This is a genomic window from Pseudomonas sp. KH_046_2 (assembly GCF_057838985.1).
In genome coordinates, this window is record NZ_CM174480.1 from 3,549,832 (window position 1) to 3,575,807 (window position 25,976).

At 61.7% G+C, this 25,976-nt stretch carries 24 protein-coding genes and 2 pseudogenes; 15 read left to right on the forward strand and 11 right to left on the reverse strand.

The features are described from left to right. Positions 1–115: 115 nt before the first annotated feature. The 7 genes from AC3IX1_RS15965 (at position 116) to ahr (ending at position 7,850) form a co-directional block, all read left to right on the forward strand. Positions 116–1,231 carry an ABC transporter ATP-binding protein gene (locus AC3IX1_RS15965; RefSeq protein WP_489384899.1) on the forward strand — a complete coding sequence of 372 codons (1,116 nt, stop codon included), beginning with the start codon at positions 116–118 and terminating at the stop codon, positions 1,229–1,231. A 39-nt stretch (positions 1,232–1,270) separates the two neighbouring features. Further along, the gene (locus AC3IX1_RS15970) at positions 1,271–2,413 is read left to right on the forward strand and encodes an ABC transporter substrate-binding protein (RefSeq protein ID WP_489384900.1); all 1,143 of its coding nucleotides are present in this window, start codon (positions 1,271–1,273) and stop codon (positions 2,411–2,413) included. Between the two features lie 31 nt (positions 2,414–2,444). After that, positions 2,445–3,362 carry an ABC transporter permease gene (locus AC3IX1_RS15975; RefSeq protein ID WP_414928884.1) on the forward strand — a complete coding sequence of 306 codons (918 nt, stop codon included), beginning with the start codon at positions 2,445–2,447 and terminating at the stop codon, positions 3,360–3,362. 1 nt (position 3,363) lies between these two features. After that, positions 3,364–4,191 (forward strand): ABC transporter permease, encoded by an 828-nt coding sequence (locus tag AC3IX1_RS15980; RefSeq protein WP_489384901.1) that lies wholly within the window; start codon positions 3,364–3,366, stop codon positions 4,189–4,191. Then, positions 4,184–5,656: an aldehyde dehydrogenase family protein gene (locus AC3IX1_RS15985; protein WP_489384902.1), complete on the forward strand. Its 1,473-nt coding sequence runs from the start codon at positions 4,184–4,186 to the stop codon at positions 5,654–5,656. The genes AC3IX1_RS15980 and AC3IX1_RS15985 overlap by 8 nt, the downstream gene beginning before the upstream one ends. Positions 5,657–5,923: 267 nt before the next feature. Then, a complete protein-coding gene (locus AC3IX1_RS15990) occupies positions 5,924–6,691 on the forward strand; it encodes a metallophosphoesterase (protein WP_489384903.1) in 768 nt (255 codons plus the stop codon). 127 nt (positions 6,692–6,818) lie between these two features. After that, on the forward strand, positions 6,819–7,850 hold the full coding sequence (gene ahr, locus AC3IX1_RS15995; RefSeq protein ID WP_489384904.1) for an NADPH-dependent aldehyde reductase Ahr: 1,032 nt from the start codon (positions 6,819–6,821) through the stop codon (positions 7,848–7,850). Between the two features lie 54 nt (positions 7,851–7,904). Here ahr and AC3IX1_RS16000 read toward each other — a convergent pair whose 3' ends face one another. From AC3IX1_RS16000 to AC3IX1_RS16020, 5 genes are all read right to left on the reverse strand, one after another. Next, positions 7,905–9,455 carry an ArnT family glycosyltransferase gene (locus AC3IX1_RS16000; protein WP_489384905.1) on the reverse strand — a complete coding sequence of 517 codons (1,551 nt, stop codon included), beginning with the start codon at positions 9,453–9,455 and terminating at the stop codon, positions 7,905–7,907. 3 nt (positions 9,456–9,458) lie between these two features. Then, complete coding sequence (locus AC3IX1_RS16005) at positions 9,459–9,737, reverse strand: lipid-A-disaccharide synthase N-terminal domain-containing protein (RefSeq protein ID WP_150754601.1); 279 nt, start codon at positions 9,735–9,737, stop codon at positions 9,459–9,461. Beyond that, on the reverse strand, positions 9,734–10,474 hold the full coding sequence (locus AC3IX1_RS16010; protein WP_489384906.1) for a glycosyltransferase family 2 protein: 741 nt from the start codon (positions 10,472–10,474) through the stop codon (positions 9,734–9,736). The genes AC3IX1_RS16005 and AC3IX1_RS16010 overlap by 4 nt, the downstream gene beginning before the upstream one ends. A gap of 49 nt (positions 10,475–10,523) precedes the next feature. Continuing rightward, positions 10,524–11,501 carry an NAD-dependent epimerase gene (locus AC3IX1_RS16015; protein WP_489384907.1) on the reverse strand — a complete coding sequence of 326 codons (978 nt, stop codon included), beginning with the start codon at positions 11,499–11,501 and terminating at the stop codon, positions 10,524–10,526. 198 nt (positions 11,502–11,699) lie between these two features. Next, positions 11,700–12,332, reverse strand: coding sequence for a cell wall hydrolase (locus tag AC3IX1_RS16020; protein ID WP_489384908.1), 633 nt, complete (start codon positions 12,330–12,332; stop codon positions 11,700–11,702). 142 nt (positions 12,333–12,474) lie between these two features. Between AC3IX1_RS16020 and AC3IX1_RS16025 the strand changes: the two genes are divergently transcribed. Beyond that, complete coding sequence (locus tag AC3IX1_RS16025; RefSeq protein ID WP_489384909.1) at positions 12,475–13,326, forward strand: CAP domain-containing protein; 852 nt, start codon at positions 12,475–12,477, stop codon at positions 13,324–13,326. Positions 13,327–13,455: 129 nt separating this feature from the next. On the opposite strand, the gene AC3IX1_RS16030 is transcribed toward AC3IX1_RS16025, so the two are convergent. The 4 genes from AC3IX1_RS16030 to AC3IX1_RS16045 all read right to left on the reverse strand — a co-directional run bounded on the left by AC3IX1_RS16030 (position 13,456) and on the right by AC3IX1_RS16045 (position 18,499). Beyond that, positions 13,456–13,611, reverse strand: coding sequence for a DUF2474 domain-containing protein (locus tag AC3IX1_RS16030; protein WP_489384910.1), 156 nt, complete (start codon positions 13,609–13,611; stop codon positions 13,456–13,458). Beyond that, complete coding sequence (gene cydB / locus AC3IX1_RS16035; RefSeq protein ID WP_489384911.1) at positions 13,598–14,614, reverse strand: cytochrome d ubiquinol oxidase subunit II; 1,017 nt, start codon at positions 14,612–14,614, stop codon at positions 13,598–13,600. Before cydB ends, AC3IX1_RS16030 begins: the two co-directional genes overlap by 14 nt. Positions 14,615–14,631: 17 nt before the next feature. Then, positions 14,632–16,053, reverse strand: a complete 1,422-nt coding sequence (locus AC3IX1_RS16040; RefSeq protein ID WP_489384912.1) for a cytochrome ubiquinol oxidase subunit I — start codon at positions 16,051–16,053, stop codon at positions 14,632–14,634. A gap of 121 nt (positions 16,054–16,174) precedes the next feature. After that, on the reverse strand, positions 16,175–18,499 hold the full coding sequence (locus tag AC3IX1_RS16045) for an FdhF/YdeP family oxidoreductase (protein ID WP_489384913.1): 2,325 nt from the start codon (positions 18,497–18,499) through the stop codon (positions 16,175–16,177). 456 nt (positions 18,500–18,955) lie between these two features. Between AC3IX1_RS16045 and moaA the strand changes: the two genes are divergently transcribed. Together moaA and AC3IX1_RS16055 are read left to right on the forward strand one after the other, a co-directional pair. Then, positions 18,956–19,954 (forward strand): GTP 3',8-cyclase MoaA, encoded by a 999-nt coding sequence (gene moaA / locus AC3IX1_RS16050; RefSeq protein WP_489384914.1) that lies wholly within the window; start codon positions 18,956–18,958, stop codon positions 19,952–19,954. 5 nt (positions 19,955–19,959) lie between these two features. Beyond that, the gene (locus AC3IX1_RS16055; protein ID WP_489384915.1) at positions 19,960–20,859 is read left to right on the forward strand and encodes a bestrophin family protein; all 900 of its coding nucleotides are present in this window, start codon (positions 19,960–19,962) and stop codon (positions 20,857–20,859) included. Positions 20,860–20,980: 121 nt separating this feature from the next. Here the strand turns inward: AC3IX1_RS16055 and AC3IX1_RS16060 are convergent, their stop codons facing one another. Further along, entirely contained in the window at positions 20,981–22,186 is a 1,206-nt protein-coding gene (locus AC3IX1_RS16060) for a molybdopterin molybdotransferase MoeA (protein WP_489384916.1), read from the reverse strand. After that, positions 22,183–22,722, reverse strand: coding sequence for a molybdenum cofactor biosynthesis protein B (gene moaB / locus AC3IX1_RS16065; protein WP_007976036.1), 540 nt, complete (start codon positions 22,720–22,722; stop codon positions 22,183–22,185). Before moaB ends, AC3IX1_RS16060 begins: the two co-directional genes overlap by 4 nt. A 286-nt stretch (positions 22,723–23,008) precedes the next feature. Here moaB and AC3IX1_RS16070 point away from each other — a divergent pair. The 5 genes and pseudogenes from AC3IX1_RS16070 (at position 23,009) to moaE (ending at position 25,574) form a co-directional block, all read left to right on the forward strand. Continuing rightward, positions 23,009–23,898 (forward strand): annotated as a pseudogene (locus AC3IX1_RS16070) (LysR family transcriptional regulator). Positions 23,899–24,146: 248 nt separating this feature from the next. Then, positions 24,147–24,257 (forward strand): annotated as a pseudogene (locus AC3IX1_RS16075) (formate dehydrogenase accessory sulfurtransferase FdhD); the annotation flags it as partial. Positions 24,258–24,300: 43 nt separating this feature from the next. Then, the gene (gene moaC / locus AC3IX1_RS16080; RefSeq protein ID WP_489384917.1) at positions 24,301–24,807 is read left to right on the forward strand and encodes a cyclic pyranopterin monophosphate synthase MoaC; all 507 of its coding nucleotides are present in this window, start codon (positions 24,301–24,303) and stop codon (positions 24,805–24,807) included. Then, positions 24,804–25,055, forward strand: coding sequence for a molybdopterin converting factor subunit 1 (gene moaD, locus AC3IX1_RS16085; RefSeq protein ID WP_489384918.1), 252 nt, complete (start codon positions 24,804–24,806; stop codon positions 25,053–25,055). Before moaC ends, moaD begins: the two co-directional genes overlap by 4 nt. A gap of 3 nt (positions 25,056–25,058) precedes the next feature. Then, positions 25,059–25,574 carry a molybdopterin synthase catalytic subunit MoaE gene (gene moaE, locus AC3IX1_RS16090; protein ID WP_489384919.1) on the forward strand — a complete coding sequence of 172 codons (516 nt, stop codon included), beginning with the start codon at positions 25,059–25,061 and terminating at the stop codon, positions 25,572–25,574. Positions 25,575–25,976: the final 402 nt, after the last annotated feature.

A 25,976-nucleotide genomic window follows, 5' to 3' on the forward strand; every position in this document is an offset into this window, starting at 1 on the left:
GCTTGAAGCTTGCAGCTGCTCCTATCTATCCCCCAAGGGATATATACACCGCAAAACCCCGATTGCTAGTTTGGCCCCCGACGCACTGATTCATCACTGCAAGGGAGCCCGCCTCGTGAACAACACCCCGCCAAGCGATATCGAATTCTGCAATGTGGTCAAACGCTATGGCGAGGTGCAGGCCGTCAGTGGTCTGGATTTCGCGGTGCGGCGTGGCTCGTTTCATTCCTTTCTCGGCGGTTCGGGCTGTGGCAAGACCACCACCCTGCGCATGATCGCCGGCTTCGAACAGCCCACCAGCGGCGAGGTCCGCCTGGCCGGCAAAAGCGTGGCCGGCGTGCCGGCCTTCGAGCGGCCGGTGAACATGGTGTTCCAGCATTACGCGTTGTTCCCGCATTTGACCGTGGCGCAGAACATTGCCTACGGCCTGCGCTATCGCACCCCGCGCCCGGACAAAAAACAGCAACTGCGCATGGCCGATGAAGCGCTGGAGATGGTGCGCCTGAGCGGCTTCGGCCAGCGCAAGCCGAGTGAACTGTCCGGCGGCCAGCAACAGCGTGTCGCCCTCGCCCGCGCGCTGGTGAACAAGCCGACGGTGTTGCTGCTCGACGAGCCGCTGGCCGCGCTGGACCGCAAGCTGCGCAAGGAGATGCAATCGGAACTGCTGCGTTTGCAGCGCGAGGTCGGCATCACCTTCGTACTGGTCACCCACGACCAGGAAGAAGCCTTGTCGATGAGCGACAGCATCAGCGTGATGCACAACGGTTCGATCATCCAGACCGCCACCCCGGAACAACTCTATGAAGCCCCGGCCAGCCGCTACGTCGCTGATTTTATCGGCGAGTCCAACCTGTTCGACGGCACCGTGCGCCAGCTCAACGGCAACTCCGTCGTTCTGCGTACCGAGCAGGGTCTGGAGCTGACCAGCCCGCTGACACCTACCGGCAAAGCCCTGAGCGCCAATGCCGCGGGTTGCATTGCGGTGCGCCCGGAGCTGATCAGCATCGCCGGGGCCAATGCCGAGATGACCCGTGAAGTGAAGCTGCCGGGCTGTGTCGAGGACCGCATTTACCTGGGCAATTCCACCGAGTACCGCGTGCGCACCCAGGCCTTCGGTGTGGTCTGCGTGCGGGTGCCGCGCCAGCAGGATCACGGCGCCAATGCATTCGAACACGGCGCGGCTGTGCGCGTCGGCTGGGATCACGCCAATGGCCTGGCCATGGCGTTGTAAATCATCGATTCGTTTCATCAACCGGATGTGGAGCGTGCTATGGACCAGAAGACTTTTATAAAAACCCTGCGCAGCTGGCAGAACGGCTCGATCAGTCGCCGCGAATTTCTTGGCCGCACGGGCCTTGGGATTGCCGCCGCTGTGGTCGCGACCAATATGCCCGGCCTGCTGACCTCCACCGCCGAGGCCGCCGAGCAGGCCAAGCTGGGTGATCGCCTGGCGCTGGCGACCTGGCCGAACTACCACAGCCAGGAAAACCTCGACGCCTTCGGCAAGACCACCGGCGCCCGGGTGTCGATGAGCGTGTTCGGTTCCAACGAAGAAATGCTCGCCAAACTGCAGGCCGGCGGCAGTGGCTGGGACGTGCTGGTGCCGACCAACTACACCATCAGCACCTACGTCGGGCTGGGGCTGATCGAGCCGCTGGACCTGTCGCGCATTCCCAACTTCGATGCCTCGGCGTTCCAGCAGAAGTTCATGGCCCAGGGCACGGTGGACGGCAAGGTCTACGCGGTGCCGAAAAACTGGGGCACCACCGGCATGCTCTACGACACCGGCAAGCTGAAAAACGGCCCCACCAGCTGGAAGGAATTCTGGGTCGCCGCCCAAGGCCCGGCCAGTGGCCGGACGATCGTCCACGACTATCAGTTGACTGCCATCGGCAACGCGCTGAAAAGCTTCGGCTACAGCTTCAACTCCCTGGACCCGAAAGAACTGGCCGACGCGGAAAAACTGCTGATTGAGGCCAAGCCGCACTTGTTCGCGATCAACTCCGACATCCAGCCATCGATGCGCAGCGGCGATGCGTGGCTGGCGATGTCCTGGACCGGCGACGCTTCGCAACTGCACCGCGACAACGCGCAAATGCAGTTCGAACTGGGCAAGGAAGGTGGCGAACTGTGGAGCGACTTCTTCGCGATCCCCAAAAGCTCGGAGCACAAGGACGCCGCCTACGCCTTCATCAACTACCTGCTCGACCCGCAGCACAACAAGCTGGAAGTGCTGAGCCACGGCTACCCGAGCGGCGACAAGCGTGTCGACGCGCTGCTGCCGGTGGCGATGCTCGACGATCCGATCATGTACCCGGCCGCCGAGGCCCTGAGCCCACTGGAGTTCGGTGCCGCCGCGACGCTGACCAGCCCGGCGCGCGCCGAACTGATGGCGCGGTTCAAGTCCGCCTGATCGCTTGACCATGGCCAATGAGGAGTCACCCATGAATGCCGCCGCCCACCCGCAAACGGTGCAGCCGGGCCATGCCCTGCCGGTCGAGGTTCGCCAACGGCGCAGCCTCGGCCGACGCATCACCCTGCTGATGCTCTTGCCTTCGACCCTGTGGTTCCTGCTGCTGTTGTTGATGCCGCTGGTGATCATCCTGGTCTTCAGTTTCGGCGAGCGCAGCGCCGTGGGCGGTTACGCCGGTGGCTTCACCCTGGCCAACTACCTGAACCTCGGTTCTCGCGGCGCAGCGTTCAGCAATACGCTGATGCTGGCGCCGCTGGGCACCCTGGTGTGCCTGGTGGCGGCGTATCCGTTGGCGTACTTCCTCGCGGTCAAGGTCACGAGGAACCGCTCGCTGTTGCTGACCCTGGTGATCGTGCCGTTCTGGACCAGTTTCCTGATCCGCACCTATGCGTGGATTTTCATCCTCAGCGGCAAGGGCATTCCGGCGCTGCTGGCCAGCCTGGGGCTTGAGGATGTGCGGCTGATCAACACGCCGTGGGCGGTGCTGATCGGCATCGTCTATGGCTACCTGCCGCTGATGGTGTTCCCGATCTACGTCAGCCTGGAAAAACTCGACAAGCGCCTGCTCGAAGCTTCGGCGGACCTGGGTGCCAGCGCCTTCGAAAGCTTCCGTCGGATCACCCTGCCGCTGTCCGCACCGGGGATCATCACCGGGGTGATGCTGGTGTTCATCCTGTTGATGGGCGAGTTCCTGATCCCGGCCATTCTCGGCGGCGGCAAGGTGTTCTTTGTCGGCAACGCGCTGGTCGACCTGTTCCTGCAATCGCGCAACTGGCCCTTCGGCAGTGCGCTGGCCATGACGCTGGTGGCGATGATGCTGCTGATCATCGGCGTGTACTTGAAACTGGTGGCGCGCTACGGCGGCCGCCCTGCCGACGGAGGCCTGTGACATGTGGCTGCGCAGCTATTCAACCTCGCTGTACCTGTTCCTCTACGCGCCGATTGCCTTGATCGTGCTGTTCAGCTTCAACGCCGGGCGCAGTGGCCTGGCGTTCCAGTGCTGCTCGGTGCAATGGTTCGGCACCGCGTTCGGCAACCCGTTCATCATGGAAGCCTTGGGCAACAGCGCGCTGATCGCCTTCAGTTCCGCGGTGATTGCCACGCTGTTCGGCACCCTGGCGGTGTTTGGCTTGCAGCGCTGCGGCGCCAAGGTGCGCATGCTTTTCGATGCGTTGACCTACTGCGCGATCATCGTGCCGGGCATCGTCATCGGCATCTCGACGCTGATCGCCTTCATCAGCCTGTTCGACCTGATCAACCCGCTGCTGGCGGGCTGGCTGCCGACGGTGCCGAAGTTGAACATGGGGTTCTTCACGGTGATCGCCGCGCATTCGTTGTTCACCATGGCCCTGGTGATGGTGATCGTGCGCAGCCGCGTCGATTCCCTGGACAAGGCCTTGCTGGAAGCCTCGGCGGATCTGTACGCGCCACCGATGGACACCTTCTGGCGGGTGACCCTGCCGCAGATCAGCCCGGCGATCATGGCCGGGTTCCTGTTGGCGTTCACCTTCAGCTTCGACGATTTCATCATCGCGTTCTTCGTCGCCGGCTCGGAAACGACGTTGCCGATCTACATCTTTTCCTCCATCCGCCGCGGCGTGACGCCAGAGATCAATGCGATTTCCACGGTGATCATCTGCGTGTCGCTGGCCCTGCTGTTCACTTCCCGCCATCTGCAAAACCGCCGCACCGGCGTTCAGGAGTCGCACCATGCGTGATCAGCTTTACATCAACGGCGAATGGGTCAGCCCGGACCTGGGCGGCTATCTGGACGTGATCGATCCGGCCACCGAGCAAGTCTTCCACCGCGTGGCGGCAGGCACTGAAGAAGACGTCGACCATGCCGTGCGCGCGGCCCGTCGCACCTTCGACAATGGCTGGGGTCAAACCAGCGGCGCTGAACGTGCACAGTGGCTGGAGGCGCTGGCCGATGAACTGGAAAGTGGCCAGCAGGCGCTGGCGGAACTGGAAGTGCGCGACAACGGCAAGCCCCTGCCCGAAGCGCAGTGGGACATTGGCGATGCGATTGGTTGCTTCCGGTACTACGCCGGGTTGGCCCGTGAACTCGATCAACAGCAGGACCAACCGCTGGCCCTGCCGGACGAGCGTTTCCGCTGCCGCATCCGCCACGAGCCGATTGGCGTGGCTGGGCAGATCATTCCCTGGAACTACCCGCTGCTGATGGCTGCGTGGAAAGTTGCACCGGCGCTGGCCGCCGGGGCCACGGTGGTACTGAAACCGTCCGAACTGACGCCGCTGACCGCACTGGAGCTGGCGGCCGCCGCCGACCGCATCGGCTTGCCCGCCGGGGTGTTGAACCTGGTCACCGGCCTCGGCGCCGACGCCGGCAGCCCGCTTACCGAGCATCCGGGGGTGGACAAACTGGCCTTCACCGGCAGCGTGCCCACCGGGGCGAAAATCATGTCGGCGGCGGCGCGGGACATCAAGAACATCAGCCTGGAACTGGGGGGCAAGTCTGCCTTCATCGTGTTTGATGACGCCGATGTCGAAGCGGCGGTGGAGTGGATTCTGTTCGGGATCTTCTGGAACCAGGGTCAGGTGTGCAGCGCCACGTCACGCCTGCTGGTGCAGGAAAGCATCGCCCCGCGCCTGATCGAACGGCTGGTGGAAGAAACCCGCAAGATCAGCATCGGCCCCGGCATGCAACCCGGCGTACTGCTCGGGCCGCTGGTGAGCCAGGGCCAGTACGACAAGGTGCTCGGTTTCATCGACCAGGGCCTGGCCAGCGGCGCCCGTTTGCTCACGGGTGGGCGGCGACCGGCGCACTTGCGCGAAGGTTACTTCGTCGAACCGGCGATTTTCGATGAGCCTGGCCACAGCAGCATTCTGTGGCGCGAAGAAGTGTTCGGCCCGGTGCTGTGCATCAAGCGCTTCAAGACCGAAGAACAAGCGCTGCAAATGGCCAACGCCAGTCGCTTCGGCCTGGCCGCCGCCGTGATGAGCGCCGACTTGCAACGCACCGCCCGGGTCGCCAACCAGCTGCGCGCTGGGATCGTCTGGGTCAACTGCTCGCAACCGACCTTCGTCGAAGCGCCCTGGGGCGGGATGAAACACAGCGGCATCGGCCGGGAACTGGGGCAATGGGGGTTGAACAATTATCTTGAGGTCAAGCAGGTGACCGAGTACGTCAGCGACCAGCCGTGGGGGTGGTATTTGAAGTAAACAGGTCAACTGTGGCCGGCCGGGGGATTAGCGTTCACTGCAGATCAAATCTGTAGGAGCGAGCCTGCTCGCGATAGCGGTGGGTCAGCCAATATCTCTGTTTGATGTGTCGGCCTCTTCGCGGGCAAGCCCGCTCCCACAGGGATTGTGGCCGGCCGTGGGAGTGGCGTTCACTGAAGATCAAAACTGTGGGAGCAGGCTTGTGGCAACGGGTAATCAACGCGTAACTTGAATGACCTGCCCTTCAAGACACGCCGGAGTTGATCCATGCGCATCGCTTTGCTGTCCGACATGCACCTGTCCGTCAACGCGATCCCTTTTCCCGCCGTGGAGGCCGATATTGTCGTGCTCGCCGGGGACATCGCCCGGCCGGCCAAGGCCATCGAGTGGGCCAGAGCATGCCCGGTTCCACTGTTGTATGTGGCGGGCAATCACGAGTTCTATGGCAGTGACCTGGTCTCCACCTACGAACAGTTGAACAGCCTGGCGCAAGGCACGCAGATCCACGTACTGGAACGTTCGGAGTACATCCACGACGGCGTGCGCTTTCTTGGTTGCACGCTGTGGTCCGACTATCGCCTTCTCGACAGTCCCGAGGATCGGGCGCTGGGCATCGATCTGGCGACCAAACTGATCCGTGACTTCAGCCACATCAAAGTCGCCCCCGATTTTCCAGACCTGTTCACACCGGCCATTTCCCAGCTGGTGTTTCTGCAGACTGTCGCCTGGCTGGAAGACTGCTTCACCCGCGACAGCAGCACGCCCACGGTGGTGGTCTCGCATTTCGCCCCGACGCGGTCGAGCATCAGCCCGACGTTTGCCGGTTCGCCGATCAACTCAAGCTTTGTCTCGGACCTTGAAGCGCGGATTAAAGAGTGGCAGCCGGTACTGTGGCTGCATGGCCATACCCATGGCAGCTTCGATTATCGAGTAGGTAATACCCGCGTGGTCTGCAACCCCCGGGGCTATGCCAAGAATGGCATCAATGAAAATCCTGATTTCGATGAGGCGTTCGTGATCGATCTGCCGAACTAAAGTAACACCGAAATCAACAGTCTCAAGGCTCGCGCCCGATGCAACGCCGGCAACCCGCTACACTTTCCTCGCTCCGCCGCTACACCGAAGCGGCCACGACCCCTGACTTCTGATCTGGAGGTATCCCATGAGCGACAGCAGCGAACTCACCACCTTTACCGGCTGGGCCGCCACGGCAGCGGGCGCGCCACTGGAACGCTACAGCTACGATCCCGGTCCGTTGGGCAACGATGAGGTGGAAGTCGCCGTGGAATATTGCGGCGTCTGCCACTCCGACCAGTCGCTGATCGACAACGATTGGGGCATCAGCCGCTACCCGTTCATTCCCGGCCATGAGGTGGTTGGCCGTATCGTACGGATGGGCGACCAGGTGCGCGGACTGGAAATGGGGCAACGGGTGGGCATCGGTTGGTACAAGGGCAGTTGCATGCATTGCACGTCGTGCATCGAAGGCTCCCATAACCTGTGTCGCACCGTGCAACCGACCATCATCGGCAGCAACGGCGGCTTTGCCGACCGCATTCGTTCGCACTGGGCCTGGGCCCTGCCGATTCCGGCGGGGCTCGATCCGGCGATGGCCGGCCCATTGTTCTGTGCCGGTTCGACCGTGTTCAACCCGCTGCTGGAATTCGGCATCAAGCCCACTGACCGGGTCGGCGTGGTGGGCATCGGAGGCCTCGGTCACCTGGCGCTGCGCTTCCTCAACGCCTGGGGCTGCGAAGTCACCGCGTTCACTTCATCGCTGAGCAAGCAGGACGAAGCCAGGCGCCTGGGCGCACACAAGGTGGTCGCCTCGACCGATACCGATGCGCTCAATGCCATTGCCGGCACCCTGGATTTTCTCCTGGTCACCGCCAATGCCAACCTGAACTGGAGCGCCATGCTCGCCACCCTGCGCGGCAAGGGTCGACTGCACTTTGTCGGCGTCGTGCCCGATGCCATCCCCATGCACGTGTTCGAGCTGATTCCCCAGCAGAAAACCATGTCCGCCTCACCGGTCGGCTCTCCCGCCAACACCGCGACCATGCTGGAGTTCTGCGAACGCCATCAGATCCTGCCGCAGGTCGAGATGTTTCCCATGAGCCGGATCAACGAAGCCATCGATCATTTGCGCAGCGGCAAGGCGCGCTACCGTGTGGTGCTGGACGCCAGTCAGTGACGGGCGACGAACGAAGAGAAAGGGCCGCTTGTTCAAGCGGCCCTTTTTTTGCCCTCAGGGATTGGCCACTTGCAACGTCTTGGCCGGCATGTGCGGGTCATTCCAGGTGAACCGATAGGCTTTGCCGGCCTCTTGCGGCAGGCATTTGCCGTTGTCGGCAGCCGCGCCCACGATCGACCAGTTCGCCCGGGCGTTTTCCCCCAGTTCACGGGCCGCTTCGGGTTTGAAGCACTGGTTCAGTACGTCATCGGGCACCAAGGCGTAGGCCTTGGGGTGTTCGCGCAAGTAAAGCGCGGCCTTTTCGATGGTCGAATTGTCCATGCCGAAATGCACGATCGGTTGCCGGGCGAACAACCAGTGCCCCTCCTCCCAGTTGACCAGCACCAGATCGGCGCCCTGGGTCATGGTCGCCGCCTGGGTCATGAGCACCTGATCAACGTTGGTGCCGTCCTTGAGCGGTTCGATGAAACCACGGGCGAACCACAACGCGAACCAGGTCGCCACCAGTGCCGGGAACACCCGACGCAAACGCGGGTGCCGTTTGAACCAGCGCTTGAGCAGCCACGGGATCAAGGGCGCGGCGACCAGCACCAGACCGGGCAGCGCCGGGTAGATGTACAACTTGCGCTTGCCCGTGCTGATGCAGAAAAACAGCACCACCAGCAGCACCCAACCGAGCAATACCAACACCCGGCCGTCGCGTTTTTGCAACTGACGGCGCCAGGCCGGCACCAGCCATGGCAGCACCAACACCAACGGCAGCCAATACTGCGGAATTACCTTGGTGAAGAAGTACCAGAACGGTTCGCGGTGATGCCACGCGGCGGCATAGCGGCCCGCGGTCTGGCGCAGGAGAATCTCCCGCGCATAGGCCACTTCGTCTGCGCTGCCATTGAAGATGATGGACAAGGCCAGGGGCAGCAGCCAGATCGCAATCGCCGCAAGCATCAGTGCAAACCCGAGCAACCACTTGCGCGCCTCGCCGGGCATCGCCACCACACCGGGCCAGCCTTTGCGCACCCCATAGGCGTAAGGAATCAGCAACAGCCCCGGCAGGAAACCCACGCCTTTGGTGATCACGCCAATGCCCATGGCCGCGCAGCCCGCGTAGAACCAGCGCCACGCAGGTCCCAGCAGCAGGTGTCGCGCCAGGCCGTACAGGCCCAGGGAGGTGAACAGAATCAGCAAGCTGTCGATCTGGCCGGTGCGCAGGATGCTGTAGGTCTGGTACGTCGCCAGGTACAACAGCGCGGCGTTGCGCCCGGTACGCTGGGTCCACAGGCGACGGCCCAGGTCATAGACCATCGCCGTGACCGTCACCGCCGAAAACAGTCCCGGGATATAAAGGGCGATGTTGGGCTTGCCGGTCAACCAGGTGAAGAACGCCACCGTCCACATGAAAATCGGCGGCTTGTCGCCGTAGATCTCGGCGGCCCGGTGCGGGATCAGCCACGACCCGTTCTGCAGCATCTCCAGTGCGACACCGAGGAAACGCTCCTCATCCACATTCTGCGCCTGACGCAGCCCCATTCCCGCGCCGATCAGCAACAGAGCAAGCAGCATCAGGCCCAGGCACTCGACCCTGGGCGACAACGATCTACGCATTGCTTATTCCTTTACGCTTCTGCTTTTGGCAATCAATTGCAGGTTGCGAAAATAGACGAGGGAGCCAAAGGCCTGCCCGACGATGAACACCGGGTCCTGGCGGTAAATGGCGTAGGCGAGCAACAAGGTGCTGCCGACGATGCTCAGGTACCAGAAGTTGGTCGGGATCACGCTGCGTTTCTTGTACTCGCTGTACAACCACTGCAAGACAAACCGCCCGGTAAAGGCCGCCTGCCCGGCAAAGCCGACCAGCAACCACAGGGTTTCACGGGTCAGAATCATCCTTCGAGCTCCTGGGCCTGGGTGTTCAGGCGCGTGCGTTTGATCAGCCACCAGACGCCGATCAGGTCAAGAATGCCGACCAGCGCGCGGTCGAGGTTGCCGTATTTCGAGACCCCGGCCGTACGCGGACGGTGGTTGACCGGGTGCACGATCATGCGCCCGTTATGACGCTGGATCAGCGCCGGAATATAGCGATGCATGTGGTCGAAGTACGGCAGGCGCAAGAACGCCGCGCGCTCGATCAGCTTCAGGCCGCAACCGGTGTCCGGGGTGGCGTCCTTGAGCAGGCGCCGGCGCAGGTTGTTGGCGAACCGCGAGGCGTAGCGTTTGCTCGCGGTGTCACGGCGATTGACCCGGTGCCCGGCCACCAGTTGCACATCGACCTTGCCCGGTTCGCCACGCACCAGCGCGAGCATGCCGGGAATGTCCGTCGGGTCGTTCTGGCCGTCGCCATCGAGAGTCGCCAGCCACAGACCGCGAGCCTCACGGGCCGCGTGGTACAGCGAGGTGCTCTGCCCCAGCGAACGTTCGTGATGCAGGATGCGCAAGGTGTGCAAGCCGTTTTGGCGGATCTGCCGCAGTTCATGCAGGGTCCCGTCGGTGCTGCCATCATCGACCACGATGATTTCGTAAGCCTCATCGGCCAGCGCCACGCGGATTTCCTCAAGCAATGGCTTGAGGTTGTTTGCTTCGTTCTTGGCGGGAATCAGTACGGATACAAAAATGTCTTGGCTCATGGGGTCTCTCTCGCCCTTTTTGATTTTTTCGAGATCAGAGGCGAACGCTTCAAATCCGGTAGAACTGCCGATACCACTTCACAAATTCTTTAACGCCGGTTTCCAGCGTCACCTGCGGGCTGAAGCTCACCCACTCGGCCAGTGCCGAGACATCGGCCCAGGTCTTGACCACATCTCCGGCCTGCATCGGCAGGTAGTTGCGCCGAGCCTGCAGGTCCAGGGCGGATTCCAGGCACTCGACGAAATCCAGCAACGCCACCGGCATGCCACGTCCGATGTTGAACAGCCGGTTGACGCCGACGGCGGAGCCTTCCGGCACCGGAGGCCTTGGGCGCAGTCGGGCGATACCTTCGACAATGTCGTCGACGTAGGTAAAGTCGCGGGACATCTGGCCCTGGTTGTAAATGTCGATGGGCAGGCCTTTGAGGATGGCGTCGGTAAACCTGAACAGCGCCATGTCCGGGCGCCCCCACGGGCCATAGACGGTAAAGAAGCGCAGGCCACTGGCTTTCAAGCCATACAAATGGCAGTAACTTTCGGCCAACAGTTCATTGGCGCGCTTGCTGGCGGCGTACAGCGAAACGGGATGTTCGACAGGGTCCTCGACACTGAACGGCATCTTGCTGTTGGCGCCGTACACCGAACTGCTCGAGGCGTAGATCAGGTGCTCGGGGCGATGGTGCCGACAGGCTTCCAGCACATTGAGGAAACCCACCAGGTTCGATTGCCCATAGACATCCGGGTTGTCCAGCGAGTAACGCACCCCTGCCTGGGCGGCCAGGTGCACCACCTCGGTAAAAGCGTGTTGTTGAAACAGGCTGATCAGGGCCGGTTTGTCGACGATGTCCATTTTCCGGAAGCGAAAACCCGGCAGCGTCTCCAGCACCCTGAGGCGTGCGTGCTTGAGTTCCACATCGTAGTAGTCGTTGAGGTTGTCGATACCGACGACCTCCTGCCCCTCGCGGCACAAGCGCTGGACCGTATGAAAGCCGATGAAACCGGCCGCACCGGTGACCAGGACGGTCATGGGAAACGCGCCGGCGACTGCGTCGCGATCGACGCGAGGTTACTGATCCGGGCCCTCGTCAACTTCATGTGTAGTCCCTGTTTATGGCGTCATTCACGCACGGTTGCGTTATGAAGCTTATAAAACAGACACATTTCAGTTTGGATAACGCCTGGCACTACCTCGGAAAAATAAAATATCTGGCCGAAAACACCGCGGTTATCTGGCCGATCCGCCATGGGGTTTGTAAAACCGGAACAAGCCGATATCCACGGTCCTGATGTATTCCCTGGCCCAGTCCGGCTTGACGGTACGATCATGGAAATACAGGGCACCCTGGGTGCGATCCGGCAGTTCCTTGTTCAGGGCCTTGCGCGCGATTTCCTTGGCCATCGTGTAAGGCACCTCTTCCTGAACCGAATCGGATTTGCCGTCGCACCACCAGGAGAACTGGCAACTCTTGGTCTCCGAACCCTGCTTGACCACTTTGCACACCGTGTCAGGAAAGCCTTCGTGGCCCAGGCGATTCATGACCACATTGGCCACCGCCTCCATGTCGGCGGCGTCATTGCCCTTGGCCTCCCAGTAAATGGACCGGGCCAGGCAGGTGATCGCATCGTCCAGCGGCGCGGCGCCGGCCGGGTCGACGGCCGGGTCGACGGCCTGGACTTCGGACGGGGTAATGGCTTCGGCCTTGGGCGCCGGTGCGGGGCTTTTATTCTCGGCGGCTTTCTGTTCCAGCACCTCGGCCTTGTTCTCGGCCGCTTGCTGTTTTTGCGCTTGATCCGCAGCGGACACCGGGCCGGCAAGCAACGTCAGGGCGAGGCAGGTGGCGATCCAGTCGAGGCGCATGGTCGGTGTCACTCGGTGAGTGGTTCAATTGAGTCTAGTAGTGAAATGATTTCGCCCACCCCACTACACTCTGGATAAATCCGTTGTCTTAGCTGGGCCAACTTCGCGCATCATGGGCGCAATCTGCTCAAGGGGGATTTTCATGGGTTTCATTTCATCCGCAATGCGTTTGGCCGGTGTGTCACTGGGCCTGGTATTCGCTGCCAACGCTATGGCGGCGGACGAAGCGCAATTGATCGAATCAATCAACGTCTACCGCAGCCAGTTGCAGCGCTGCGCCGGCCAGGTTTCATCGGAGCTGCCGCCACTGTCGGCCGACCCGCGCCTGGTGCTGACCGCCCCGAGCATCGGCAACCTGCAACAGGCCATGGCCACTGCCGGTTATCCGATGAAGAATGTGCAGGCCATCAGCCTGTCCGGACCTCGCGATGCCGCCTCGGCGATGAAGGCGATTCAAGAGAGTTTTTGCCAGATCGTCCTCGACCCGCAATTCGTCGATGTCGGCGTCAGCCGCCAGGACCGTGAATGGCGCATCGTCGTCGCACGGCCGTTGTTGAGCGCACGCCTGGGCGACGCGCAGGCCGAAGGCCAGAAGCTGCTCACCGAACTCAACGCCGCACGCACCCGGCCACGCCAGTGCGGCGCGCAATCCTTCGCCGCCGCGCCACCGCTGGCCTGGAACGCCACACTGGCCAGCGCCGCCGAAGGCAACTCGCGCTCCATGGCCAACAACAACTACTTCGATCACAAGGACCGCGATGGCCGCACCCCGGGCGACCGCGCGGAACTGGCCGGCTACGACTTCCAGCAGATCGGCGAAAACATCGCCGCCGGGCAAGACAGCGTACGCAAGGTGGTCGAAGGCTGGCTGACCAGCCCCGGTCATTGCGCCAACCTGATGAACCCGCAATTCCGCGAACTGGGCGCGGCGTATGCGACCGATCCGAAGAGCGATGCGGGGATTTACTGGACGGCGATGTTTGGAGCGCAGTAACCAAAACCGAAGTCCCTGTAGGAGCGAGCTTGCTCGCGAAGAACGTTTGGGCAACGCGTTCAATCAGGCAGCACGCGTTATCGTTGACGCTCTTCGCGAGCAAGCTCGCTCCTACAGAGGGTTGATCCGTCAGTGAGAACTCATCCCGGCCGCATGCATCAACATCCGCAACACCCCCGCCACCACACCCAAGGCAACCACACTGCCCAGCCAGATCACCACCAGCCATCCCAGGCGCTTGTACCAGCGCGCGGGTGCCGTTTGATTCGTCTTAATGGTAGCCATCGCCAATCCTCACTTTGCCGCGGAAAACGTAATAGCTCCAGACCGTGTACATCAGGATGATCGGCAGGATGAACAGCGCGCCGATCAGGATGAACAACTGGCTGGTCGGCGGTGACGCCGCTGCCCACAGGCTGATTGATGGCGGCACGATGTTCGGCCAGATGCTGAACGCCAGGCCGATGTAGCCCAGGAACACCAGCATCAGGGTGAAAGCGAACGGCCAATGGGTGTGGCGTTGGCGCAGGGTCTTGAGCAAGCCAAACATCGCCAGCAAGGCCAGCACCGCCAGGCCAACGAACACCGCCAGGTGCGCATGGGCAAACCAGCGGGTGGCGATTTCCGGATGCAGGATTGGCGTCCACACGCAGATCACGCCGATCACCGCCAACAGCAGCCAGGCCAGGGGCCGGGTGAACAGGCGCATGCGCGATTCGAGCATGCCTTCGGTCTTGACCAGCAACCAGGTGCTGCCGAGCAACGCATAGGCGACGATCAGGCCGAAACCGCAGAACAGCGGAAACGGCGCCAGCCAGTCCAGCGCACCACCGGCGAACTGGCGGTCGACCACGGGAATACCGGCAATGTAAGTGCCGATCACCACGCCCTGGGAAAAGGTCGCCAGCAGCGAACCGCCAATGAACGCCATGTCCCAGACATGCCGCTTTTCAGGGCTGGCCTTGAAACGGAACTCGAACGCCACGCCGCGAAAGATCAAGCCACACAGCATCAGGATCAGCGGCAGGTACAACGCTTCCAGAATCACCGAATAGGCCAGCGGGAACGCGCCATACAGCGCCGCGCCACCCAGCACCAGCCAGGTCTCGTTGCCGTCCCAGACCGGTGCCACGGTGTTCATCATCACATCACGCTCCTTCGCATCCGGGATCAACGGAAACAGAATGCCCAGCCCCAGGTCGAAGCCGTCCATGATCACGTACATCATCACGCCGAAGGCGATGATCACGCCCCAGATCAGCGATAAATCGATACCTTGAATACCCATGACTCAACTCCCTTCCTTCAATTGACGCGGGCGTCGGTTTCGAGGATTTCAGCGTCGGCGGACAGCGGCCGGCGCGGTGTGATGACCTGATCGGAATGCCCGTCGACCGGATGCCCGTGATGCGGCTGCGGGCCTTTGCCAACCAGTTTCATCATGTAGCCGATGCCCACCGTGAACACCGAGAAATAGATCACCACGAACAGCGCCAGCGAGATGCTCAACTGCGCGACACTGTGGTTCGACGCGGCATCGGCAGTACGCAGCAGGCCGTACACCACCCACGGCTGGCGCCCGACTTCGGTGGTGATCCACCCGGCCAGCATGGCGATCAGGCCACTTGGCCCCATCCACAGCATCAGGCGCAGGAACCAGCGATTGCGGTAGATGGCACCGCTGCGACGCAGGACCAGGCCAAGCACGCCGGTCAGCACCATCAACATGCCGAGCCCGGCCATGACGCGGAAACTCCAGAAGACCACCGTCGCATTGGGCCGGTCCTCTTTCGGGAAGCTCTTGAGCGCCGGGATCTGCTTGTCGAGGCGGTGGGTCAGGATCAGGCTGCCCAGGTACGGAATTTCGATGGCGTATCGGGTTTTCTCGGCCTGCATGTCGGGGATGCCGAACAGCACCAGCGGTGTGGCTTCATTGCCGTTGTTTTCCCAGTGCCCTTCGATGGCGGCGATCTTCGCCGGTTGATGTTCCAGGGTGTTCAAGCCGTGGGCGTCGCCAACCACTGCCTGGATCGGGCAGACGATCAAGGCCATCCACAACGCCATCGACAGCATCTTGCGTACTTGCTTGGTGTCGTTGCCGCGCAGCAGATGCCACGCCGCCGACGAGCCGACAAAGAACGCAGTAGCCACGAACGCGGCAATCGCCATGTGCGCCAGGCGGTACGGGAACGACGGGTTGAACACGATGGCCAGCCAGTCCAGCGGCATCACGCGACCGTCGACGATCTCGAAACCTTGGGGCGTTTGCATCCAGCTGTTGGACGCAAGAATCCAGAAGGTCGAAATCAGCGTGCCGATGGCGACCATGACCGTCGAGAAGAAGTGCAGGCCGCGCCCTACCCGGTTCCAGCCGAACAGCATGACCCCGAGGAAACCGGCCTCGAGGAAGAACGCCGTGAGCACTTCATAGGTCAGCAAGGGCCCGGTGATGCTGCCGGCGAAATCGGAGAAACGGCTCCAGTTGGTGCCGAACTCGTAGGCCATGACCAGCCCCGAGACCACGCCCATGCCGAAGTTGACGGCGAAGATCTTCGACCAGAAATGGTAGAGATCGCGGTAGGTGTCGTTGTGGGTCTTCAGCCAAAGCCCTTCGAGCACCGCCAGGAAACTGGCCAGCCCGATGGTGATGGCGGGAAAGATGATGTGGAACGAAACCGTGAACGCGAATTGCATGCGCGCCAGGTCCAGTGCCTCCAGGTTAAACATGTCGATATCCTCATCGCGGCTGAAAAACGACGGCACACGGTCGGGCCACCGTCAGGCCGGGGGGCCTGCAGCCAACACAAGTCGAAAGGGTTACGTGAGCGGCATCGGGCCGCCCCCGGTGCTAGGCGGCGGAAGTCGAAATCAGGTTGCTGGCCTTCGCCTGTTCCAGCCGGATGGCGACGAACTTGGAAGTCGGGGTGAAGGTGCGGTCACCGTAACTTTCCAGCGGCACCAACGGGTTGGTCTCGGGGTAGTACGCCGCTGCCTGACCAGCCGGAATGTCGTAGGCGATCAGGGTGAAACCGCTGACCCGACGCTCACGCTCGTCGTCCCACAGCGCCACCAGGTCGACCTTCTGCCCCGGCTCGAAACCCAGCCGGCGAATGTCCTGCTCGTTGGCGAACACCACGTCGCGCATGCCGTACACCCCGCGATAGCGGTCATCCAGGCCGTAGAGCGTGGTGTTGTACTGATCGTGGGAGCGCATGGTCTGCAGAATCAGATGCGGCTTGACCGCCAGGTTGCGCACGCCTTCGCTGATCAGGTGCTCCGGCAACACGCTCGGGGTGAACTGGGCTTTGCCGCTGGCGGTTTTCCAGATGCGCTTGGCCGCATCATTCGGCATGTGGAAACCGCCCGGATGCAGCAAGCGCCGGTTGAAGTCTTCGAAGCCGGGAATGGTGTCGGCAATCATGTTGCGGATGCGGCCGTAGTCGCCGATGGCCCAGTTCCAGTCAATCGGGTGCTTGCCCAGGGTCGCGGCGGCAATGCCGGCAATGATCGCAGGCTCGGAGCGCAGGTGTTTCGACTTCGGTTTCAGTTGACCGTGGGAGATGTGGATCATGCTGAAGGTGTCTTCCACGGTGACGCCTTGCGGGCCTTCGGCCTGGATGTCGATGTCGGTGCGGCCCAGGCACGGCAGGATCAGCGCCTCACGGCCGGTGACCAGATGGCTGCGGTTAAGCTTGGTGGCGATGTGCACGGTGAGGTCGCATTTGCGCAACGCAGCGTGGGTGCGCGGCGTGTCGGGGGTGGCCTGGGCGAAGTTGCCGCCCAGGGCGATAAACACTTTCGAATGCCCCTGCTCCATCGCGCCGATCGCCATCACGGTGTTGTGGCCATGCTCGCGCGGCGGCTTGAAGGAGAAGCGTTTTTCCAGGGCATCGAGCAAATCCACAGGCGCCAGTTCGTTGATGCCCATGGTGCGGTCGCCCTGTACGTTACTGTGACCGCGCACCGGCGACAGCCCCGCGCCGGGACGGCCGACGTTGCCGCGCAACAGCATCAGATTGATGACTTCCTGCAGCGTCGGCACCGAGTGCGTGTGCTGCGTCAGGCCCATCGCCCAGCACATGATCACCCGCTTGGACCGGGCGTACATGCGGGCGGCGAGTTCGATGTCCGCCAAAGTCATGCCCGACTGCTGCTCGATGTGCTCCCAACTGGTTGCGTCGACTTCCCCCAGGTAGGTGCCCATTCCCGAGGTGTGTTCGGCGATGAACGCATGGTCGAACACCGGCTCGCCGCCGCTGACCTGTGCTTCGCGCTCCCACTGCAGCAGGAACTTGACCATGCCGCGCATGACCGCCATGTCACCGCCCAGTGCCGGGCGGAAGTACGCGGTGTTGGTGGGCTCGGAGCCGTTCAGCAACATTTCGATCGGGTGCTGTGGATGCTGGAAGCGCTCCAGTCCACGCTCCTTGAGCGGGTTGATGCAGATCACCTGTGCGCCGCGCTTGACCGCTTCGCGCAAGGGTTCGAGCATCCGCGGGTGGTTGGTGCCGGGGTTCTGGCCGATGACGAAGATCGCATCGGCATGCTCCAGGTCGTCAAACACCACGGTGCCTTTACCCACGCCGAGGCTTTCGATCATGCTCACCGCGCTGGCTTCGTGGCACATGTTCGAGCAGTCCGGGAAGTTGTTGGTGCCGTAGGCGCGGACAAACAGTTGATAGATATAGGCGGCCTCGTTGCTGGCCCGGCCCGAGGTGTAGAACTCGGCCTGATCCGGCGATTCCAGCGCATTGAGGTGCCGGGCGATCAGCGCGAACGCTTCGTCCCAGGTGGTTTCGACGTAGCGGTCGGTGGCCGCGTCATAACGCATCGGGTGGGTCAGGCGGCCCTGATACTCCAGCCAGTAATCGCTCTGTTCGGCCAGCGCCGAGACGCTGTATTTGTTGAAGAAGGCCGGGTCGACCAAACGACCCGTGGCTTCCCAGTTAACCGCCTTGGCGCCGTTCTCGCAGAACTTGACCATGCCGTTTTCCGGCGACTCGCCCCAGGCACAACCGGGACAATCGAACCCGCCGTTCTGGTTGGTCTTGAGCATGGCGCGAATGTTCTTCAGCGCGTTTTCACTGCCCAGCCAGTTCTTGGTAACAGCGATCAGCGCGCCCCAACCAGCGGCGGCACCTTTATAGGGTTTGTAGCGGTCGACTTGAGACATGGTACTTCTCCGTGACAATGCACACAGGCTTCGACCTGATTCAGGTCATTGTTCGATTTGCGGAGAAAGCATATGAATGGCGTTTAATTATTGTCTAATCGCTATTTACGACCACATTATCGAAACGCTCTATCACGGATTTTATTCTTTTATATTCAACAACTTAAATATTGCTAAAAGCACTTCAACAACAAAATAAAGTTCATCATCGACCCCGTCGATCACCCGGTAATTAATAGTGATTGGACGCCCACTTAAGTTGCTCTTAGCCTGCGCTCAACAAGTCTGAAAACAACCCGACTCATACCTGTAGGAGCGAGCCTGCTCGCGATGGACTCAAGGGCACCGCGTTCAACCAGAAAGGGCGCGTAATCGTTAACGACCATCGCGAGCAGGCTCGCTCCTACAGGTTTTTCGGATACTCATTCAATGCGTGCGTTGCCAAGAGAGAAAATCATGTCAGAACGAGTCCTGATCGATGGGTTTGCAAGGCGCGTGGACTATCTGCGGATGTCGGTCACCGACCGCTGCGATTTCCGTTGCGTCTATTGCATGGCCGAGGACATGCAGTTTCTGCCGCGGCAACGGGTGCTGACCCTGGAAGAGATTTATCAACTGGCACAAAGCTTCGTGGCACTGGGCACCCGCAAGATCCGCCTGACCGGGGGCGAGCCGCTGATCCGTCCGGGGGTGGTGCAACTGTGCGAGAAGATTGCCGCCCTGCCCGGCCTGCGTGAACTGTGCATGACCACCAATGGTTCGCAGCTGGCCAAACTGGCCGGGCCGCTGTTCGAAGCCGGGGTCAAGCGCCTCAACATCAGCCTCGACTGCCTGGACCCGCAACGTTTTCGCGAACTGACCCGCACCGGTGACCTGGCGCAGGTGATCAAGGGCATCGACGCCGCCAACCAGGCCGGATTTCGCAACACCAAGCTCAATTGCGTGGTGATGAAAGGCCGCAACGATCACGAGATCAATGATCTGGTGAGCTTCGCCATCGACCGTAATCTCGACATCTCCTTCATCGAAGAAATGCCTTTGGGCACCATCGACGAGCACAGCCGCGCCGAAGCGTTTTTCGCAAGCAGCCAGGTCCGCGAACGCATCGCCGAACGCTACACTTTGATTGATTCCGCCGAGTCGACCCAGGGCCCGTCGCGCTACTGGCGCCTGGCCGAGGCGCCGCAGATACGCCTGGGGTTCATCTCGCCCCACAGCCACAACTTTTGCGGCACCTGCAATCGGGTGCGGCTGACCGTGGAAGGACGTCTGCTGCTGTGCCTGGGCAATGAGCACTCGGTGGATCTCAAGGCTGTCCTGCGCAGCCACCCCGGACAGCCCGAGCGCCTGGAAAAGGCCATTATCGAGGCGATGAAACTCAAGCCTTATCGACACAACTTCGAAGTGAACGACGATGTCCAGGTTGTTCGCTTCATGAACATGACGGGCGGCTGAAACCCATGATCGTGAGACCCAAACCCAACCTGATCGGCGTTTTGACGTCGCTCAAGGGTTCGATTGCCAAACGCATCGCCTGGCGCAGCCTGATGGTGACGCTGCTCGCTTCGGCCATCGTGCTCATCGAAACCTTGCACCCCAGCTACTTTTCCAAGGTCAGTGCCACGCCCTTCACGCTGCTGGGTTTGTCGCTGTCGATCTTCATGAGCTTTCGCAACAACGCCTGCTACGACCGCTGGTATGAAGCGCGCAAGGCCTGGGGCGATGTGATCGTGGAGATCCGCTCGATGATTCGTGAAACCCTGGTGATCAAGGACACGGCTGAACGCCACACGATCCTCAGCAACCTGTGCGGCTTCGCCCATGCCCTCAACGCGCGGCTGCGCCAGGAAAACGAAATGGCCGCCAGTGGCGACTGGCTGCACCCGATGCCCAAGGGCAACACCACGGACATCAGCGGGCAGATCCTGATGCAGGTCGGTCAACAGTGCTCGGCACTCAACGAGTCCGGGGCGATCAGCGACTGGCGCTACACGCTCATGGCCAACCATCTGACCAGCCTGACCCATGCCCAGGCCGTCTGTGAACGGATCAAGAACACCCCGCTGCCGTTCCCCTACACCCTGCTGCTGCACCGCACCATCTACCTGTTCTGCATCCTCCTGCCGTTCGCCATGGCGGAACCCCTGGGCTGGCTGACACCGATATTCACGGCGATTGTCAGCTACACCTTTTTCGGCCTGGATGCGATTGCCGATGAACTGGAGGACCCCTTCGGCCGCGACGAAAACGACCTGCCCACCGACGCCATCGTGCGCAACATCGAACGTGATGTGCTGGCGGCGCTGGGTGTGACGGAGTTGCCGCCACAACTGGAGCCGGTGGATTTCGTGTTGAACTGATATTCAGGAAACACGCAAAACCTGTGGGAGCGAGCCTGCTCGCGAAAGCGGTGGGTCAGTCGACAACTCTGTTGAATGTGCCGACCTCTTCGCGAGCAGGCTCGCTCCCACAGGGGCTGTGTCAGAACAGCTCGCTGAAGGGTATGAACCGCGCCATGTCGCCCATTTCCAGTGTGCAGCCTTCCAGCACTTCTACCAGTCCATCGGCCCAGGATGCTCCCAACAAAACACCTGAGCTCTGGTTCGGATAGAGCACCGCGCGACCGGCTTCGAGTTTCGCCCGCAGGTACTCGCGGCGGCTCCCGGGTTTGGGCCAGGCAAAGCCGACACTGACCGGGAAGCTCAAAGGCTCGACGTCTTCCACACCCTGAATCCGCAACAGATAAGCCCGGGCCAACAGGCCGAAAGTCACCAACGCCGAAGTCGGATTGCCCGGCAGTCCAATCACTGGCACGCGGCCGAAGTGGCCCACGGTCAATGGCTTGCCGGGTTTGATCGAGAGTTTCCACAGCAACGGCTTGCCGCACTCGCGCAGTACCTGGCCGAGGCAGTCGGCGTCACCGGCAGACACGCCGCCCGTGCTGAGCATCAGGTCCGCCGTGTGTTGCAGCTGTTCGAGCTTGAGCCGCGTCTGGCGTGGCTCGTCGGGGAGAATGCCGGCATCGATGACCTCGCAACCCAACGCATTCAACCAATGGCTCAACAAGGTGCGGTTGCTGTTGTAGATGCTGCCGGGCTTGAGTGGCGTGCCCGGCTCGACCAGTTCATCGCCGGTGGACAACAACGCCACCCGTGGTCGCCGCACGACCTGCACATGGGTGCAGCCCTGCGCCGCCGCGACTGCCAATTCGAACGGACCGAGACGCTTGCCGGCGCGTAGCAGCACATCGCCGACGCGGTTCTCCTGGCCTTGCGGGCGGATGTTGCTGCCCGCGCTCAGGGGTTGCTTGAAGCGGATACGCCCGTCATCCAGCACCTGCGTGTTCTCCTGCATCTCCACGCAGTTGGCACTCGGCGGAACCGGGGCGCCGGTGAAGATGCGCGCGCAGGTTCCAGGTGCCAGGGCTTCGGGGGCGCGCCCGGCAAATACCTGCTGCGACACGGTCAGTGGCTCCCCGCCCCAACTGTCGAGATTCAGGGCATAGCCGTCCATGGCGCTGTTCGGCCACGGCGGCAGATCAAGGGACGCCACCAGGTCATTGGCCAACACCCTTTGCCTGGCGGCAATGAGCAGCACCGCTTCGCTGTCTTCAATCCACTGTGCCTCGGCCATTGTCAGCAGCCGGTCGACGGCTTGCTCCACCGATATCAGCGGTGAAGTGCTCATCCCCGCGTCCCGCAGGCTTGCACCGGCTTGAGGTGCGGCACGAAATTGCACGGCCGGTGGCGCGCGTCGAGTTGCTCGGCGAGGATGCCTTCCCAGGCGGTGCGGCAGGCGCCCGTGGAGCCCGGCAGACAGCAGACCAGCGTGCCATTGGCCAGCCCGGCCAGCGCCCGGCTCTGCACCGTGGAGGTACCGATGTCGAGGATCGAAATCGCCCGGAACAGCTCACCGAAGCCATCGATCTGTTTATCCAGCAAACAGGCCACGGCCTCGGGTGTGCTGTCGCGGCCGGTGAACCCGGTGCCGCCCGTGATCAGCACCACCTGGATGCCGTCGTCGGCAATCCAGTTCGCCACCTGCGCGCGGATCTTGTACAGGTCGTCCTTGAGCAGATTGCGCTCGCTGAGGGTGTGGCCGGCTTCCAGCAAACGACTGACGAGTAATTGGCCGGAGGTGTCATTGGCATATTCACGGGTATCGCTAACGGTCAGCACGGCAATATTCAGGGGTATAAACAATGCATCCGGTTTGACGCTCATGGGGTTCTCCGGCAGATATTTATTAAACAACTTCCGGAGACTAATTCGATAAATAAATCCGTGTCTAATCACTCTAACAAACCAGACCATCGAGCCAATCTATCAATATAAAAAGGCCAGAAACAACATCAATCATAGAGCCCGTCGATAACCCCTTAGATAGCAGTGATTGGACGCACACCAAAGACAATGAGATCGTCCGCTCCTCACGATTCCTGCCTCGCCTTGTGTCTTGCGCACCTGAGTCAATACTTACCCCTTCACTCCCCCGCCAGCAGGTGCCTTCATGGACATCAAACAACTCAAGTTCCTGATCGCCCTGGAGCAAACCCGCCACTTCGGCCAGGCCGCCGCGCGCTGCCACATCACCCAGCCCACGCTGTCGATGCGCCTGCGCAACCTGGAGGATGAACTGGACCTGGTGCTGGTCACCCGGGGCCAGCGCTTCGAGGGTTTTACCGAGGCCGGCGAACGCGTGCTGGCGTGGGCCAGGACCCTGCTGGCCGCCCACGACGGGCTCTTCGCCGAGGCCGCCGCGTGCCGGGCCAGCTCGTCGGCAACCTGCGCCTGGGGCTGGTGCCGCTGAGCAGCTTCAACCCGGTCACCTACATCCAGGGCCTGTCCCGCAGCTTTCCCGAGCTCAAGTACAGCCTGTCGTCCTTGAGTTCCGACCAGATCATCGAGGGCCTTGGCAACAATCAGCTGGACCTGGGCGTGTGCTACCTCGATCACGTCAACCCGAGCTATTTCGAGTTTTTCGAAATCGGCGAGACCCGCGTCGGCCTGTTGTACGACACCCGCCACTTCCATTTCGACGGCACGCAAATGAGCTGGGAGGACGCCGCCGAACTGCCGCTGGGGATGCTCAGCAATGGCATGCACTACCGAAAATCCATCGACCTGAGCTTCCGCAGCCGCGGACTGGACCCGCAGCCGATCCTCGAAAGCGACTCGACCTACCAGCTGCTGCAGGCGATTCACGAGGGTTTCTGCTGCGCGATCATGCCGCTCGACAGCGGCCTGGAAGAACCCATCGAACACCTGTCCTTCATCGAATTGCCCGATGCCAGCGTGCTCGCGCCCCTGGGCCTGGTGATGCGCAAGACCGAACCGCGCTCGGCGATTGCCGAGAAGTGTTTCGCCGAAGCGCGAACGTTATTCAGCCGGACCCACTGATCCAGTTTCGGCTTTATACAATACCGAACCGAACATGCTTTCCCGGCTTGATAGACATCACCAATCAGCACATCGGAACAAGCGATTGGACGCGTTGAAAAGTTACCCGTAGCCTGAACTTAATTCAGCGCTTCGAGATTCTTTTCATGTTGTGCCAAGTTGAACAAGCCGATGTTCGAAGCGACACTAACGCCCCCGCGCCAAAACCGCTGAGTGTGAACTTTCGCGAGTACGACAATGCCGCGTCAGTTTGTCAGGCGACGCCCACCGCCCTGACCGTGCAATGGGCGATCAAGCACCGCCTCAACCTGATTCACGTCCCCCACCGCAACGCACCACGCATTTACAGCCCGGCATGATGCCTTCACCCGATCACCGCGCTGGCAAGCGCAGGAACCTCCCATGACAGACATTGCAGATGCATCCCCCGATGGCCTGACCCACCTCGACCGCCAGGGTCGCGCCAACATGGTCGATGTCAGCGAAAAAACCCCGACGCAGCGTGAAGCCCAGGCCCAGGCCTGGGTGCGCATGCGCCCGGAAACCCTGAAGCTGATTCAAAGCGACGGCCACCCCAAGGGCGATGTATTTGCCGCGGCGCGGATCGCCGGAATCATGGCGGCGAAGAAAACCCATGAGCTGATCCCGCTGTGCCACACCCTGCTGCTCAGTTCGATCCACGTCGAACTCAAGGCCTGCACACCGGACAGCGTGAAAATCGTCGGCACCTGCCGCGTCGAGGGCCAGACCGGGGTCGAACTCGAAGCCCTCACCGCCGTCAGCGTGGCGGCGTTGACCCTCTATGACATGTGCAAGGCGGTGGACCGCGGCATGGTCATCAATGACATCCGGCTGCTCAGTAAACAAGGTGGCCGCTCCGGTCATTTCAAGTTCGAGGACGCCCAATGATCCTGATCAATTACTTCGCCCGTTACCGCGAACAGCTCAACCTGGGCGGCGAAAAACTGCCCCTGACCGCCAGTCTCAAGACCATCGAGGACGTGCGCCGACTGCTGATGGCCCGCGGTGAGCTGTGGAGCCATGTGCTCGGTGAAAACAACCTGATGTGTGCGCTGAATCAGGAGCTGTGCCATCCGGACCAGGTGATCGAGGACTATGACGAGATCGCCTTTTTTCCGCCGGTCACCGGAGGTTGAGACATGACGGTTCGGGTCCAGCGTGAAGTGTTCGACGTCGGCGGCTTGATCGACAGCTTGCAAGCCAACGATCCGGGCGTGGGAGCCGTGGTCAACTTCGTCGGCTACGTACGCGACATCAATCAGGGTGAGGCGGTCGCCGGGTTGTTTCTGGAGCACTACCCGGGCATGACCGAACGCTCGCTGCAGACAATCATCGACAACGCCAGGGCCCGATGGCCACTGAGGTCCGTGGAGATCGTGCATCGGATCGGCCCGTTGTCGATCAGCGAACCGATCGTGTTTGTCGGCGTCAGCAGCCCGCACCGCCAGGCCGCTTTCGAAGCCTGTGCGTTCATCATGGACTACATGAAAACCGACGCGCCGTTCTGGAAATGCGAAGACGTGGCGAACGGTGCTCGCTGGGTCGATGCCCGAGACAGCGACCGGTCAGCCGTCGCGCGCTGGGCAGGTGCACAGCATCAGGCGGCTATCCAACGCGCTCCGGCATTGCCTTGCTTCGTTTCAAGCGCGCAGTGATCAAGGTGTTGATCGGCTGCGGGTTGATCGGCCTCGGTGTGCACCTGATGTTCTGAATCAAACATTTACACGCACCACAATCCTCCCTAGTATCCAGCCATCCCCGGATGGCTTGTTCCACTCGCCACCGACGATTTCCGCCGCCGGAAACCTGCACCATGCGTACTTTGCCGTCAGAACAGCACCTGCTGAACCTCTCGAACCTGGCCACCTCGCTGCTGGCCGTGGACGGCATTGCATGAAGCGCATCGTCAACCTGCCCATGGCCCTGCGCCGCTCCAAACTGCGTCACTCCGCACGTCCGCCGGATAGCGCCCTGCTCGCCTGATCGGCGAGCCCCCCTCCTTCGCTATCCCTGCGTTTGCCCAGCGTATGCAATACCTGTAGGAGCGAGCTTGCTCG

Coding starts and splice junctions, on each gene's coding strand:
- AC3IX1_RS15970 (WP_489384900.1), top strand. CDS start 1,271: ATGGACCAGAAGACTTTTATAAAAACCCTGCGCAGCTGGCAGAACGGC.
- AC3IX1_RS15975 (WP_414928884.1), top strand. CDS start 2,445: ATGAATGCCGCCGCCCACCCGCAAACGGTGCAGCCGGGCCATGCCCTG.
- AC3IX1_RS15980 (WP_489384901.1), top strand. CDS start 3,364: ATGTGGCTGCGCAGCTATTCAACCTCGCTGTACCTGTTCCTCTACGCG.
- AC3IX1_RS15985 (WP_489384902.1), top strand. CDS start 4,184: ATGCGTGATCAGCTTTACATCAACGGCGAATGGGTCAGCCCGGACCTG.
- AC3IX1_RS15990 (WP_489384903.1), top strand. CDS start 5,924: ATGCGCATCGCTTTGCTGTCCGACATGCACCTGTCCGTCAACGCGATC.
- ahr (WP_489384904.1), top strand. CDS start 6,819: ATGAGCGACAGCAGCGAACTCACCACCTTTACCGGCTGGGCCGCCACG.
- AC3IX1_RS16000 (WP_489384905.1), bottom strand. CDS start 9,455: ATGCGTAGATCGTTGTCGCCCAGGGTCGAGTGCCTGGGCCTGATGCTG.
- AC3IX1_RS16005 (WP_150754601.1), bottom strand. CDS start 9,737: ATGATTCTGACCCGTGAAACCCTGTGGTTGCTGGTCGGCTTTGCCGGG.
- AC3IX1_RS16010 (WP_489384906.1), bottom strand. CDS start 10,474: ATGAGCCAAGACATTTTTGTATCCGTACTGATTCCCGCCAAGAACGAA.
- AC3IX1_RS16015 (WP_489384907.1), bottom strand. CDS start 11,501: ATGACCGTCCTGGTCACCGGTGCGGCCGGTTTCATCGGCTTTCATACG.
- AC3IX1_RS16020 (WP_489384908.1), bottom strand. CDS start 12,332: ATGCGCCTCGACTGGATCGCCACCTGCCTCGCCCTGACGTTGCTTGCC.
- AC3IX1_RS16025 (WP_489384909.1), top strand. CDS start 12,475: ATGGGTTTCATTTCATCCGCAATGCGTTTGGCCGGTGTGTCACTGGGC.
- AC3IX1_RS16030 (WP_489384910.1), bottom strand. CDS start 13,611: ATGGCTACCATTAAGACGAATCAAACGGCACCCGCGCGCTGGTACAAG.
- cydB (WP_489384911.1), bottom strand. CDS start 14,614: ATGGGTATTCAAGGTATCGATTTATCGCTGATCTGGGGCGTGATCATC.
- AC3IX1_RS16040 (WP_489384912.1), bottom strand. CDS start 16,053: ATGTTTAACCTGGAGGCACTGGACCTGGCGCGCATGCAATTCGCGTTC.
- AC3IX1_RS16045 (WP_489384913.1), bottom strand. CDS start 18,499: ATGTCTCAAGTCGACCGCTACAAACCCTATAAAGGTGCCGCCGCTGGT.
- moaA (WP_489384914.1), top strand. CDS start 18,956: ATGTCAGAACGAGTCCTGATCGATGGGTTTGCAAGGCGCGTGGACTAT.
- AC3IX1_RS16055 (WP_489384915.1), top strand. CDS start 19,960: ATGATCGTGAGACCCAAACCCAACCTGATCGGCGTTTTGACGTCGCTC.
- AC3IX1_RS16060 (WP_489384916.1), bottom strand. CDS start 22,186: ATGAGCACTTCACCGCTGATATCGGTGGAGCAAGCCGTCGACCGGCTG.
- moaB (WP_007976036.1), bottom strand. CDS start 22,722: ATGAGCGTCAAACCGGATGCATTGTTTATACCCCTGAATATTGCCGTG.
- moaC (WP_489384917.1), top strand. CDS start 24,301: ATGACAGACATTGCAGATGCATCCCCCGATGGCCTGACCCACCTCGAC.
- moaD (WP_489384918.1), top strand. CDS start 24,804: ATGATCCTGATCAATTACTTCGCCCGTTACCGCGAACAGCTCAACCTG.
- moaE (WP_489384919.1), top strand. CDS start 25,059: ATGACGGTTCGGGTCCAGCGTGAAGTGTTCGACGTCGGCGGCTTGATC.